Below are 13,197 nucleotides of genomic sequence, written 5' to 3'. Positions count from 1 at the left end.
TCTAGCCCTGCCGGGGCACCCGGTGGGCGATGGTCTTCGTTTCCAGGTATTGCTGAAAGCCTTCGATACCGCACTGGCGGCCGATGCCACTGCTCTTGTAGCCGCCGAACGGAGCGTCGGCGCCGTAGAACATGCCGCCGTTGACGCCGATCGATCCCGTGCGGATGCGTCGGGCGATGCTGCGGCCACGTTCGAGTGACCCGGACAGCACCGCGCCGGCAAGTCCGAATGCGCTGTCGTTGGCCATCCGCACGGCTTCGTCGTCGTCGTCGAACGGAATGATCACCAGCACGGGTCCGAAGATCTCGTCCTGGGCGATCGCGGCGCTATTGTCCACGCCGACGACGACGGTCGGCTGTACGAAGAACCCACCGGCCAACGGACCTGTGGCATCGAACGAGCCTCCGCCCACGGTGATCTCGGCGCCAGCACGGCGGGCCTGGTCGCACGCGGCAAGCACGCGCTCCTTCTGCTTCGCACTAATCACCGGACCAACGAGCGTCTGCGGCAGCGCCGGATCACCGACGGGCACCATGCCGAACGCCGCGGTCACGCCCGCCACGGCGTCGTCGAACAACGAGCGGTGGATCAGCATGCGGGTGGTGAGCGCACACGCCTGCCCGGCATGCACGCAAACCCCGACGGCGCTGGGGATGATCTTGGCCGGGTCGACGTCCTCGGTGACGATGAGCGCCGACTTCCCACCGAGTTCGAGGAAGGTGCGCTTCATGGTCTCGGCACCCTGGCGCAGCAGCAACTTGCCGACCGCGGTGGAACCGGTGAAGGACACCATGTCGACACGCGGGTCGGTGGCGAGCAGCTCCGCGACGTCGTTGGCCGGGGTGGGGACGACGTTCACCACACCCGCGGGGATGTCGGTGCGCTCGGCGATGAGCCTGCCGAGTCGGGTTGCGTTCCAAGGGGTGTGCGGATCCGGCTTGAGTACGACGGTGTTGCCGGTCGCCAGCGCAGGCCCCAGCTTGTTGAGAATGACCTCGATCGGGAAGTTGGAGGGGGTGATGGCACCGACGACGCCCACCGGCTCCTTCACCACCGTCCGGACGTTGCGCTCGCCGAACAGGCCCCCGCCCTCGAGTGGACGTTCCCATTCGAACGTGTCGATGAGGCCGGCGGGATAGCGCAGCGACTCAGCGAGCGGCCAGTCCAACTGTGCGGTGGCGATCGTCATGTCGGGGCAGCCGACCTCCGCGATCAACTCCTCGCGCAACGCGTCGCGCTCGGAGGCGATGGCCTCCTGGAGTTGGCCGAGGCAGCGCTGCCGCAGCGCACCGTTTGTGGACCAGTCGGTCTCGTCGAAGGCGCGCCGGGCCGCTCCGATGGCGCGGTCCATGTCGATGGCACCGGCAGCCGCAGTCGCGCCGATCACCAAACCCGTTGCCGGACTCACATTGTCGAACTCGGCACCGGAGTCCGCGGCGACGAGCTCACCGTCGACGAGCATCCTTCGCTCGGCGTGCACTGCCGCGCGCCTGCCGATTTCGACACTGGGCGCGACCTGCTCCTGCGCGACGTCGCTCACGTGTCATCTCCCAGCCGGCCGGACTACAGTTATCAACTGTAAACCTTACAGTATTACGATCCGGCTGCGACCGGCTCCACCTCGACGGGGACACCCGTGAGCCACGACATCCCGGCCAGCGCCTCGACGTCGCGCGGATCGGTTGACATCAGCTGGTTCACGTTGGCCCCGCCTGCGCGGTTGGCCAGCTGCCATCCCCCGGTGCCCTTGTGCCCCCAGCCGTGCGGGATCGCGATGGTGCCCGGCACGATGTCGCGGGTCAGCGCCACCGGGAGCGCGATCCGGCCGTGCGGCGAGCTGACCTCCACGGTGTCACCGTCGGCGATGTGGCGCTGCCCAGCGTCGTCTTCGTGCATCAGCGCACGGTGGACGCGCTCCCCACGCATCAGCAGCGGCGAGTTGTGCATCCACGAGTTCTCCGACCGCGGCTCCCGCATCCCGATCATCTTCATCGGGAAGCCCGCCGGCTGGCCGCGCTTGCGCATCGCGGAGATCTCCGCGGCGATGTCGTCGTGCCTCAACCGCACCCGGGCGTGGCGGTACACCACCACCTCGCCGAGCACGCCGGTCCGGATGTGGGGTGCGACGACGACGCCGTGCGGATGCTCGCCGCTGAGCCGGCTGAACGTCAGTCCGCCACGGCGCAACCCGTACCGATCACCGCCGTCCGACAGCCGGATCATGCCGTCGGCCAATGCGCGCGGGTTGAGCCGACGCCCGAACATGCCCAGCACCTTGCGCGCCGCCGCAAGCGCCGCGAAGACCGGTGTGCGCGAGCCCATCCGGCTCGTCAGGTCGTCGACGATGTCCCACTCGGAGCGCGCCTCCCCCGGCGCGTCGACCACGGCTTCCGTCGTCTGGCGGAATGGGGTGGCCTGGAACTGCTGAAAGGTGAGCGCAAAGTCGTCACGCTCGTACATCGTCGTGACCGGCAGGATGTAGTCACAGTGTGCGGTGGTCTCGGTGACGTAGAAGTCCAGTCCGACGGCGAGTTCCAGCTTCTCGAAGGCCGCTTCCAACTCCTGTCCGTTCGGGACCGACAACACCGGATTGCCCGCGCTGACGAAGAGCGCCTTGATCTGGTGCTTGCCCGGAGTCGACATCTCCTTGGCCATCATTGCCGCGGGCTCCGCCGCGATCACCGACCTGAATCCCCCGACGCGGGTGCGCTTGCGGCGGTAGGTCCGGCGAAGGGATGCGCCCATCGCCATGAAGCCCAGGCGTTGCCCGGCGATGCCAAGCGTGCTGAACACGCTGCCGCCAGGTCGATCCAAGTTGCCCGCCACCAGGTTCACCGCGTCGATCAGGTACGTGGTGAGCGTGCCTTGGCGTCCCACGCAGGTGCCGAGCCGCCCGTACACCGCCGCCCTTGGTGTGCTCACGAGCGCCCGCGCCAACTCGCGAACCGCCGACGGCGCGATGCCGGTGTGCGACTCCGTGGCCTCGGGATTGAATGGCGCGCATTGAGCGCGGAGCCAGTCGAGCCCGTCCGCCTGGGTCGACACCGTCGTCCAGTCGACCAGGTGCTCGGCGAACATCACCTCGAGCAGTGACATCAGGAAGTAGGCGTCGCTGTCCGGGACGATGCCGAGCCACTCGAATTGCGCGGCGGTCTCGGACCGGCGCGGGTCGATCACGACGACTCTGCCGCCGCGCTTGACGACGTCGTGCATGCGCTCCTTGATGCGCGGCGCGGTGAGGAAGCTGCCGTGGGAGACAACCGGATTGGCGCCCATCATCACCAGCAGGTCGGTGCGCATCAGGTCGGGGATCGGAACCGACATCGGGGTGCCGTACAGGAACTGGCTGGCCAGCAGCCTGCAGCTGGTGTCCTGCGACGACGCCGTGAAGTAGTGGCTGTGACGGCCGATGCCCTTGATGAACGCCATCACCCCGAACAGGTGCGAATAGCTGAAGGCCGCGGGGTTGCCCATGTACCAGCCAAAGGCGCCGGAACCGTGCCTGCGGTGGATGTCGTTGCAGCGGGCGGCGATGTCGGTCATCGCCTCGTCCCACGACACCGGTTCGAAGCCGTCGGGGCCCTTGCGCAACGGGGTCAGCACGCGGTCAGGGTCGTTGACCACCTCGGTGAACGCGATGCCCTTCTGGCAGGCGAAACCCGACGACAACGGATGGTCCTTGTCGGGTCGTAACGCCACCAGCCGACCGTCCTCGACGGTGGCGACCATGCCGCACAACGGTTCGCAAATGCGACAGAAGGTGGGCTTGTGTTCGATCACCGGTACTACGTTACTGTAACGGTTACAGTGGGATGGCCTGTTTCACCCGACGGGCCGCGTCATGCCCGCGGAATCGACCAGAGGGAGCACTGTCGCAGATGAATGACGTCGCGATCATCGGCGTGGGCCTCCACCCGTTCGGCCGGTTCGACGGCAAGTCCGCCATGGAGATGGCGGTGGATGCGATCTTCGCCGCGGTCGACGACGCCGGTGTGGCGTGGGGCGACATCGGTGCCGCCGCAGGCGGCAGCTGGACGGTGGCCAACCCCGACGCGATCGTCGGAATGGTCGGGCTGTCCGGGATCCCGTTCACCAACGTGTTCAACGCCTGCGCCACCGCGGCCAGCGCCGCCAAGGCCTGCGCCGACGGAATCCGACTGGGCGACTACGACATCGGCATCGCGGTCGGACTGGACAAGCATCCGCGCGGCGCCTTCACCGAGGACCCCGCACTGGTCGGCATGCCGAGCTGGTACGCCGAGAACGGCCAGTACCTCACCACGCAGTTCTTCGGCATGAAGGCCAACCGGTACCTGCACCAGCACGGCATCTCGCAACAGACCCTGGCCAAGGTGGCGGCCAAGAACTTCCGCAACGGCGCGCTGAACCCGAATGCGTTCCGGCGCAAGCCGATCCCCGAGGACGAGATCCTCAACTCGACGATGCTGAACTACCCGCTGACGCAGTACATGTTCTGCGCTCCCGACGAGGGCGCGGCCGCCATCGTCATGTGCCGCGCCGACATCGCGCACCGCTACACCGACAAGCCCGTCTTCCTGCGCGCCGTCGAGATCCGCACCCGCACCTACGGCGCGTGGGAGGTGAACACCACCTTCGCCCCGGTCGACGAGATCGCCGCGCCGACGGTCTTCGCCGCCCGTGCCGCATTCGAGAAGGCGGGCGTGGCACCCGAGGACGTCGACGTGATCCAGCTGCAGGACACCGATGCAGGCGCCGAGGTCATCCACATGGCCGAGTGCGGATTCTGCGCCGACGGCGACCAGGAGAAGCTGCTCGCTGACGGGGCCACCGAGATCACCGGGTCGATGCCCATCAACACCGACGGCGGCCTGATCGCCAACGGCGAGCCCATCGGCGCGTCGGGGCTGCGCCAGATCCACGAACTCGTCAAGCAGCTGCGCGGTGAGGCCGGCGACCGTCAGGTGCCCGGCGAACCGAAAGTGGGTTTCGCCCAGCTCTACGGCGCACCGGGAACCGCGGGCGCCACCGTGCTGACGACCTGAGGGGATCACATGACACAGTTCCGCGATGCGCCCGTCTTCGACGCCGATCAGCACATGTACGAGACGGCGGACGCCCTGATCAAGTTCCTGCCCGAGCAGTACAAGCGTGCGGTGCAGTACGCGCAGTTCGGCCGCCAGACCCGGATCGTCATCAACAACAGGGTCACCGACTTCATCCCGAACCCGACGTTCGAGCGCGTCGCGGCCCCCGGTGCCCACGAGAAGTTCTTCGCGGGCGAGAACACCGAGGGGCAGACGCTGCGCGAGATGCAGGGCAAGGCGATCGAGGCGCCGGCAGCCACGCGCAATCCCGAAGACCGGGTCGCCGAACTCGATCGTCAGGGCGTCGTCGAGGCGCTGAACTATCCGACACTCGGCAGTCTCGTGGAGCACTCCAGCGCCGACGATCCCGCGCTGACGCTGGCCATCATCCACGCGCTGAACGAGTGGCTCGCCGAACACTGGAGCTTCAACTACGACAACCGCGTGTTCACCACCCCGATCATCAACCTGTCCGAGGTCGATGCGGCGCAGCGTGAACTGGCCTGGATCCTGGAGCGTGGCGCCAAGGTCGCGCTGATCAAGCCGGGCCCGGTGAACGGCCTGCACGGCTGGCGCTCCCCCGCGCTCCCGGAATTCGACCCGTTCTGGCGCGACGTCGAGGCGGCCGGGCTGCCCATCGTGCTGCACGCCAGCTACCCGCCGCTCGACGACTACGTCAGCCGGTGGGAGCCCCCATACACGCAGAACTTCATGGCGCAGAGCGCGTTTCGCTGGATGGTGCTGGGCCACCGCGAGATCGCCGACATGATCACGGCGCTGATCTGCCACGGCACGCTGACGCGGTTCCCGAAGCTGCGCATCGCCAGCGTCGAGAACGGCAGCGGCTGGATCTTCCCCCTGTTCAACGACTTCGAAGACCTGCAGAAGAAGATGCCGCAGAACTTCCCCGAGCATCCGCACGACGTCTTCCGCCGCAACATCTGGGTCAGCCCATTCTGGGAGGGCTGCGTGTCCGACGTCGTGAACACCGTCGGCTGGGACAAGGTGATGTTCGGATCGGACTACCCGCACCCGGAGGGGCTGGCCGAACCGAAGGGGTTCTGGAAGTACGCCGAGGGCATGGACGTCCGGCGCACCTATGACTTCATGGGTGACAACGCCCGCCGCTTCATGGGGCTACCGATCGCCAATCCCGATCCCGAGGCGGTCCACCCGCCGGCGATGGCCGAGATCTAGCTAGCGTCAAAGGGCCGCGAGCGCGCGCAAAGTCCGCATTCCGCCCGGCGTGTCGCCCGCAGACACGCGCGCTCGCGGGTGGTCAGATATGTCACGACGCCTTCTTGGGCGGCGAGTAGTTTGGCTTGCCCAGCCCAAGCACGTGCTGGGCGATCATGTTCCGAAACACCTCGAGTGTGCCGCCGTAGATGCCGACGAGTGGCGCGAACCGATAGACGTACTCGGCCGCACCGTCGTCGGCCGCACCCTCGGTTCCCACGGGTAGCGCCGACGCGGTGCCCAGGATGTCCATGAGATCGGGCGACACGTCACGCATCGACTGCGCGAGGGCCACCCGGCCGAAGATGTTCGGCGTGCTGATCGCCACCTCCATGCGAGCGACGCTGCGGCCCAGCCGATAGGCGACCGAATCGTCGTCGATGGCCTTGCGCCCGTTCACGTCCGGCGTCCCGACCACCTTGCCGGCAACGTCACACGCCTTCACCATGAACTCGCCCTGATGCATCATGATGGCCACGTCCTGCAGCCCGTCGTCGGCTGACGCAGTGGCGCCATGCTCGGCGTCGAGGGGCCCGCGCAGCACCGTCCAGCCGCCGTTCACCTCGCCGAGCCGGTACTTGTCGGACACTCGCACGTCGCTGTAGTAGACGATGTTGGTGCGGTCGCCGTCGACGGTGCGGATGCCCTGGATCTCGATGCCTTCGGTATCGAGCGGAACCAGGAACATGGTGATGCTCTTGTGCTTTGGCGCGTCCGGATCGGTGTTGGTGATCAGGAACACGTACTGGCAATTGTGCGCGCCGGTGGTGAACATCTTGGAGCCGTTGATGACCCAGTCATCGCCGTCCCGAACGGCCCGCGTCTTGCACGTCGCAATGTCGGAGCCGCCCTCGGGTTCGGTGTACCCGAGACAGAGTCGCGCGTGCCCGCTGAACACTAGCGGGAGCACCTCGTCGCGGAGTTCGGGCGAGCCGAACGCGGCCACGGTCTTGGCGACCATGGTCGTGGTGCCCATCGTCACCCACGGCACGTGGGAGCGGCGCTTCTCCAACTCCCACAGCCGACGTCGGACCCGGCTGAAGCCACCCTCCTCCTCGGTGTGCCACTCGCCGTGGAGATAGCCTGCGGCGCCGAGCGCAAGGTGGACGCCCTCGTCGAAGTTGTCACCGGTCTCGCGGTCCCGTCGGATGACGTCCTCGGTGACCTGCTCGGCGAGGAAGGCCTTCGCCTCGTCGAGGAACGCCTGGTCATCGTCTGCCAGCTGCACGCGTGAAAAGTCCATTGTGATTGCCTCCTACTGGCTTTCCCGCGCGGACACGATGCGTCCAATGCGTTGCGTCGTCGCTCCAGGGTCACCGCCGGCCAGCGGCCAGCCCCTCGCCCGGACGAGGTAGGCGCTTGCGGCGGCCTCATCCGAGACGCCGAGGCCGCCTTGGACGTGCACTGCCATGGTGGCGGCCTTGGCCGCCTCCTCGGTCATGAAGACGAACGCCGACGGCCCCAACTCGGGCCGCTCCCCGGGTTCGTTGTCCAGGTACCAGGCCGCCCGCCTGGCCAACGCTCGGCCGCCCTGCACGGTGATGGCCATGTTGGCCAGCGGATGCGAGATGCCCTGCAGCGTCGAGATGGGCACACCGAGGGTGTACCGGGTCTTGGCGAACTCGGCCGCGATGGTCATCGTCTCCTCGACGAGGCCGGCCAGCGCCGAAGCCATCAGCAGCCGCCATTCGTCAAGCGCCAGTTGGTAGTCCGCGAGCGCTTGCGCCCCGCTGCCGATCACGGTGCGCCCCTGCGCAGTGCCCGGATCGATCCACGCCATCGGCAGCTTGCCGATGTTGTCGACTGCGGCAGGGCGCGTGTCGAACGTCAGTCGGACGACGTCGGCCCCGTCGCGGACGATGACGTGGTCGGCGATCGAGCCGTTCGAGATCAGCCGCGGTCCCGCGGCACTCGACTCGCGCAGGTCGAGTCCGGCGATCTGCTCGCCCGTCACGACCCCGGCGGTGTCGCCGTCCAGCGCGCCCAGCCGTGCCAGCAGCCGCGCGGCGCAGACGTGCTCGATCCACGGCACCGGAGCCAATACCCGGCCGAACTCCTCGGCGACGAGCGCAAGGTCGACCATCGTCGCGCCGTCTCCGCCGACCTCCTCGGGCAGCGCCATCGTGGTGGCACCGGTGGCGCACAACCGCTCCCACAGGCCCTTGTCGAACCCCGTGGCCTCGGCCGCGCGAACGACGTCGATGGAGCAGTTCGTCTTGAAGAACTGCTGGTACGCGGATTGCAGGTCGGTGTGGTCGCCCGTCAGGCTGTAGTCCACCCTGCGAAGTTCGTAGCGATCCATCCTCAGAGCCTCTCGTCCGATCGCGCACCGAAGAAGAACGCCTCGGCGTTGTTGTGGAGATAGTTGTCGAGCACGTCGGGGGGCAGGTCGAGCGCGAGCGCCTCTGGCACCACGCGACTTTGACGCAGCACGGGCCAGTCCGATGCGAAGATGACCTTCTCCTTGCCCCGCGTGCGCATGTAGTGCAACAGGGCATCGGGTAACCGCTTCGGCGACCAGGCCGAGGTCATGATGCGCAGGTTCTCGTACTTGATCAGTAGCCGGATCGCGACGTCCCACCACGGATCGGCCCCGTGGATCATGCACAGCTTCAGCTCGGGAAAGCGCACGCACACCCGGTCCAGATGGATCGGGTTCTGCACCTCGCCGGGGATCGGCGGACCCGGCAGCCCGGTGTTGATGCACAGTGGCAGTTCGAGTTCGGCGCACTTCGCGTACAGCGGGTAGTAGACCGCGTCACTGGGCGGGTACATGCCGTCCCCCCAGAAGCTGGGTCCGACAACTGCATACGCCACCGGCAGGTCGGCGACGACCGCCGCCAGCTCGCGCAGCGCGGCGACCGGCCGCAGCAGGTTGATGCCGCCCATCGCGAGGCTGAACTTGTCGGGCCGTTCCTCGACGAACTTGCGCGCCGTCACCGACGGCTTTAAGAGGTTGTCCATCAGGATGGCCTTGACCACGCCGTGTTCGTCCATCTCGTCGAGTAGCGCGGGCAGCTCGACCTGTTCGTACAGCGACTTCGGCCCCTTGAAGTAGTCGTCGCGCACCTTCAGCATGAACTCCGGCTGTTTGGCGGTCTCGCCGAAGTGCACGTTGACCAGGCAATCGATAACGTTGTGCGTCATGCCAGCGACTCCTGTTGCACTGCAGTGCGTTTCGCCCATCGGTAGTCGGCCTTGCCGTTGCCGAGCCTGCGGACCTTGTCGACGAACACGATCTCCTTGGGCGCCTTGAACCGCGCGAGGTGCTCCGTGCAGGCGGCGTGGAGCGCCTCGGGTTCGACCGTCTCCCCGGGCTGGGTCTCGACGAGGGCCACGATCTCCTGGCCCCACCGTTCGCTGTCGCGTCCGACCACCAGCGCATCGGCCACCCCCGGGTGCGCGCGTAGCACGCCTTCAACCTCCTCGACGAACACCTTCTCACCGCCGGTGTTGACCACCAACGAGTCTCGTCCGAACAACCGCAGGGTGCCGTCGGCCTCCAACGAGGCGCGGTCGCCGGAGACGACCACCCGCTGACCGCCGACCACGGGGAAGGTCTTGCGGGTCGCTTCGGCGTCGTCGAAGTAGCCCAGCGGAATCCGGCCGGTGCGCACCACCCATCCGACCTCGGGATCGCCGGGTTCGACAAACCTGGCGAGGTCGTCGGACACCACGGTGCCACCTTCGCGCAGATCGAACGTGTCGCGATGAGAACCGCGCTGGTTGTGGCCGAAGCCCATATTCCCGGTCTCAGACGACCCGTAGCCGTTGATGATGGTGAGCTGCGGAAGCTTGTCCAGCAAGGCGGCCACGTGCTTGGGATTGGTTGCCGCGCCGCCGGTTCCAATGGCGTACAGGGACGAGAGCTCGTAGCTGTTCTGGTTGAGCTCGTCGATCAGTGGTGCCGCGTAGGCGTCGCCGACCATCGTCATGAGGCCGACCTTCTCGCGTTCCGCTGTCTGCCATACGGCCGGGGGGTTGAACTTGGTCCGGTCGTCGTACAGCACCACCGGCAGCCCGGCCAGCGCCCCCGAAAACACTGTCCACAGGCCCGCCGCGTGCATCAGCGGCGACACGGCGAACCAGGGTGCGCCCTCGTTGCGTCGTACCTTCTCGTGGATCTCGACGGCGGAGGCGTGGTCGGCGCCGACCATCGACGACACATAGGAATCGGCTTGCCGCCACAGCACGCCCTTGGGTCGGCCGGTGGTGCCACCCGTGCAGTACATGATGACGTCGTCGGGTGATCCGACGATTCTGCGCTCCGGATCACCTTGCGCCAATGCGTCTTCCAACGAAATCGCGCCAGGCAGGTCGGGCGCGTCGCTGCCGTCGTCGACCGAGATGAGCAACTCCGGTGCCAGCACATCGGCGAACTTGGCGCCCAGCGCACGGTGGTAGACGACGGCCCTTGGCTTCACGTAGTCGAGTAGCTCGGCGACCTCACGCGGCGTGTAGTGGTGGTTGACGTTGACCGGAACGGTACGGGCCTTGAGGCATCCGACGACCATTTCCGGGTAGCGGTCGTTGTACATGATCAGTGCGACGCGATCCTGCCCGCACTCCCAGTTGTCCAACCCGTCGCGTTCCCGGTGGGCGCCGAACCCCTTGTCGGCCAGGAAGTTCGCGAAGCGGCGGGTGCGCTCCGCCAGCTCGGCGTAGCTGGTTCGGCGTTCCCCGCATACCGTCATGGTGCGGTCACCGATGACGTCGGCGATGGCGTCGACGACGTCGCCGATGGTCCATTCGCCCATGGCTAGGCGGTGACGTTGGCGCCGGCGGGCAGGAGCGGAGCGACCCGGGGTTCAATTGAGCCGCCGAGCAGGTCGAGGGCGTTGTCCCGCATGACCTTACGGGTGTCTTCGGCGCTGAACTCGGGGAATTGTGGGATGTCGGCGGTGAAGGTCATCGGGTCGGCGAGCCCCTCGCCGTGAGGCCAGTCGGACCCGAACATGATCTTGTCCACGCCGATGGTTGCGGCGAGCAGCTTGACGTCGTCTTCGTAGTACGGGGCGATCCAGACGTTGTTGCGCAGCTGCTCGACCGGGTCTTCCTTGAAGTGGTAGGGCGCGGTGTTCGCGGCCTTCTTCAGCCGCTTGATCAACCGGTACACGAAGTAGGAGCCGTTCTCGATGCTGGCGACCTTGAGCTTCGGGTGACGGGTGAACACCTGGTGCACGATCATCGAGGCCATCGAGTCGTGAATCGCCCTGTCGTCGAGCAGGATCTGGTCGAGTGGGTCCTTCTTACCGAACCCCTCGAACGTGCCCTTGCCGCCCCACAGCGCTGCGATCGCCAGATAGCCGCTGTCGGACAGGTGGAAGATCACCGGAACACCCGCCTCGGCCAGTCGGGCCCACACCGGATCGTGCAGCGGATCGCCCAGTGACCGCGGCTTGACCACACCAGGCACCGGCGCGGGCCGCACACACACGTTCTTGGCGCCGCGGCCGAGGACGAACTCGACTTCCTCGACGGCCTTGTCCGGATCAGCCAGGGAGATGATCGGCGCCGACAAGAACCGGTGGTCGGGGCGGTCGAATCCCCAGTCCTCGTCGAGCCAGAGGTTGAAGGCGTGCACCGTCGCCATCGTCGCCTCGATGTCGTGCTTGAGTGCTTCCTCGACACCGCAGGCGAACGTCGGCAGCATGAACACCGTTTCGAGGTTCTGCTTGTCGAGCACCTTCTTCCGCGCGTCGCGGTTCTGGTACTCGGGATGGTTGGCCATGCGGTCGACCTTCATGAGCGAGGCCGGGTCGACACCCTCGGGGATCTCGCCGCGGAACAGAAGATCGAGGCAGCCCGGTTCGATGATCGGGTCGAACGTGGGGTTGGGGATGAAGTGGTTGACCACCTCCCCCATGACGGCCAGCGTGCGCTTGCCGTCGGCGACCATCTGCACACCGCGACGCTTGAACTCCTTCGGCAGGTGTCTGGTGCAGGAGTCGGTCGTTTCGTAGTAGTGGTTGTCGACGTCGATCGCCTGGTAGTCCAGGGGCTTTGCGCTGGTCACGGCAGGTCCTCCTTCAGCGGCGGGAAGCTGGGCTGTCTCTTCTCGAAGAAGGCAGTGATGCCTTCGATGAAGTCTGGCCGATGCATCGACTCGTGCATCAGTTTCTCGGCATCGGCACTGGTGTCGTGGACGTTTCGCAAAGCGTCGTCATACATCTGCCGCTTGATCACCGCCATCGCACTCGGCGCGCAGTTCAGAGCCATGTCCTCGGCGTAGGCCAGCACGCGCGGCATCAACTCGTCGGGCGGTAGCACTTCCTTGACCATGCCGAGTTCCTTCGCCTCCTCGGCAAAGAACGTGCGGCCACTCAACAACAGGTCGAGCGCGGCACCCCACCCAACGACGCGCGGCAAGATCCACGAGATGCCGTATTCGGCGATGAGCCCGCGCCGCGCGAATGCGGTGGTGAACTTGGCCCCGGCGGCGGCGAACCGGATGTCGCACATCAGCGCCTGAGTAAGCCCGATGCCTGCGCACGCCCCATTGATGGCCGCGATGATCGGCTTGCGCATACCTGTTACGAAATGCGGATGACGTTCGCCGACCAACTTCGTCACATCGGTGTCGTCGCCGACGGTGGCCCCGCCGATGGCGCCGCCGTCGCCCATGTCGGCACCCGCACAGAACGCGCGGCCGCTGCCGGTCAGCACGATGACCCGCACAGCCGGATCCGCCTCGGCGCGGTCCATGCACCGATAAAAAGCGCCGGCGATCCCCCCGCCCCAGGCGTTCATCCGCTCGGGCCGGTTCAGCGTCACGACCGCGACCCCGCTGTCCAGGAGCTCGAACAACACGGGCTCGGCGCGATCGGACACGGTCACTGCTCGTCGACTCCCTCGAAAGTGGCTTCAGGCTGGATGTATGCACATACTGTACACC

At 66.8% G+C, this 13,197-nt stretch carries 10 protein-coding genes; 2 read left to right on the top strand and 8 right to left on the bottom strand.

The features are described from left to right. Position 1 precedes the first annotated feature (1 nt). Positions 2–1,462, bottom strand: a complete 1,461-nt coding sequence (locus SLQ33_RS31030) for an aldehyde dehydrogenase family protein (protein WP_413467762.1) — start codon at positions 1,460–1,462, stop codon at positions 2–4. Positions 1,463–1,593: 131 nt separating this feature from the next. Next, complete coding sequence (locus tag SLQ33_RS31025; protein ID WP_319457771.1) at positions 1,594–3,780, bottom strand: molybdopterin-dependent oxidoreductase; 2,187 nt, start codon at positions 3,778–3,780, stop codon at positions 1,594–1,596. Between the two features lie 98 nt (positions 3,781–3,878). Here SLQ33_RS31025 and SLQ33_RS31020 point away from each other — a divergent pair, with 98 nt between their 5' ends. Beyond that, positions 3,879–5,024 (top strand): thiolase family protein, encoded by a 1,146-nt coding sequence (locus SLQ33_RS31020; protein ID WP_319457770.1) that lies wholly within the window; start codon positions 3,879–3,881, stop codon positions 5,022–5,024. 9 nt (positions 5,025–5,033) lie between these two features. Next, positions 5,034–6,263: an amidohydrolase family protein gene (locus SLQ33_RS31015; RefSeq protein ID WP_319457769.1), complete on the top strand. Its 1,230-nt coding sequence runs from the start codon at positions 5,034–5,036 to the stop codon at positions 6,261–6,263. Positions 6,264–6,354: 91 nt separating this feature from the next. Here SLQ33_RS31015 and SLQ33_RS31010 read toward each other — a convergent pair whose 3' ends face one another. Genes SLQ33_RS31010 through SLQ33_RS30985 form a run of 6 tightly spaced genes read right to left on the bottom strand, consistent with a single transcriptional unit; the run spans position 6,355 to position 13,139 of the window. Next, the gene (locus SLQ33_RS31010) at positions 6,355–7,545 is read right to left on the bottom strand and encodes an acyl-CoA dehydrogenase family protein (RefSeq protein ID WP_319457768.1); all 1,191 of its coding nucleotides are present in this window, start codon (positions 7,543–7,545) and stop codon (positions 6,355–6,357) included. Positions 7,546–7,557: 12 nt separating this feature from the next. Then, positions 7,558–8,604 (bottom strand): acyl-CoA dehydrogenase family protein, encoded by a 1,047-nt coding sequence (locus tag SLQ33_RS31005; RefSeq protein WP_319457767.1) that lies wholly within the window; start codon positions 8,602–8,604, stop codon positions 7,558–7,560. 2 nt (positions 8,605–8,606) lie between these two features. Beyond that, the gene (locus tag SLQ33_RS31000) at positions 8,607–9,449 is read right to left on the bottom strand and encodes an amidohydrolase family protein (RefSeq protein ID WP_319457766.1); all 843 of its coding nucleotides are present in this window, start codon (positions 9,447–9,449) and stop codon (positions 8,607–8,609) included. Continuing rightward, positions 9,446–11,059: an acyl-CoA synthetase gene (locus SLQ33_RS30995; RefSeq protein ID WP_319457765.1), complete on the bottom strand. Its 1,614-nt coding sequence runs from the start codon at positions 11,057–11,059 to the stop codon at positions 9,446–9,448. Before SLQ33_RS30995 ends, SLQ33_RS31000 begins: the two co-directional genes overlap by 4 nt. Before the next feature lie 2 nt (positions 11,060–11,061). Beyond that, the gene (locus SLQ33_RS30990; protein WP_319457764.1) at positions 11,062–12,318 is read right to left on the bottom strand and encodes an amidohydrolase family protein; all 1,257 of its coding nucleotides are present in this window, start codon (positions 12,316–12,318) and stop codon (positions 11,062–11,064) included. Then, positions 12,315–13,139 (bottom strand): enoyl-CoA hydratase, encoded by an 825-nt coding sequence (locus SLQ33_RS30985; RefSeq protein ID WP_319457763.1) that lies wholly within the window; start codon positions 13,137–13,139, stop codon positions 12,315–12,317. Before SLQ33_RS30985 ends, SLQ33_RS30990 begins: the two co-directional genes overlap by 4 nt. Positions 13,140–13,197: the final 58 nt, after the last annotated feature.

Origin of the sequence: Mycobacterium sp. RTGN6 (genome assembly GCF_033804605.1) — a bacterium.
In the GTDB taxonomy this organism is placed as follows: domain Bacteria; phylum Actinomycetota; class Actinomycetes; order Mycobacteriales; family Mycobacteriaceae; genus Mycobacterium.
The sequence above is the reverse complement of the archived record's forward strand: the minus strand, read 5'-3'. Positions and strand labels throughout refer to the sequence as shown.

Bases quoted from the DNA above. Each gene is read 5' to 3' on its own strand.
- SLQ33_RS31030 (WP_413467762.1), bottom strand. From the start codon at position 1,462: ATGCTCGTCGACGGTGAGCTCGTCGCCGCGGACTCCGGTGCCGAGTTC.
- SLQ33_RS31020 (WP_319457770.1), top strand. From the start codon at position 3,879: ATGAATGACGTCGCGATCATCGGCGTGGGCCTCCACCCGTTCGGCCGG.
- SLQ33_RS31015 (WP_319457769.1), top strand. From the start codon at position 5,034: ATGACACAGTTCCGCGATGCGCCCGTCTTCGACGCCGATCAGCACATG.
- SLQ33_RS31010 (WP_319457768.1), bottom strand. From the start codon at position 7,545: ATGGACTTTTCACGCGTGCAGCTGGCAGACGATGACCAGGCGTTCCTC.
- SLQ33_RS31005 (WP_319457767.1), bottom strand. From the start codon at position 8,604: ATGGATCGCTACGAACTTCGCAGGGTGGACTACAGCCTGACGGGCGAC.
- SLQ33_RS31000 (WP_319457766.1), bottom strand. From the start codon at position 9,449: ATGACGCACAACGTTATCGATTGCCTGGTCAACGTGCACTTCGGCGAG.
- SLQ33_RS30995 (WP_319457765.1), bottom strand. From the start codon at position 11,059: ATGGGCGAATGGACCATCGGCGACGTCGTCGACGCCATCGCCGACGTC.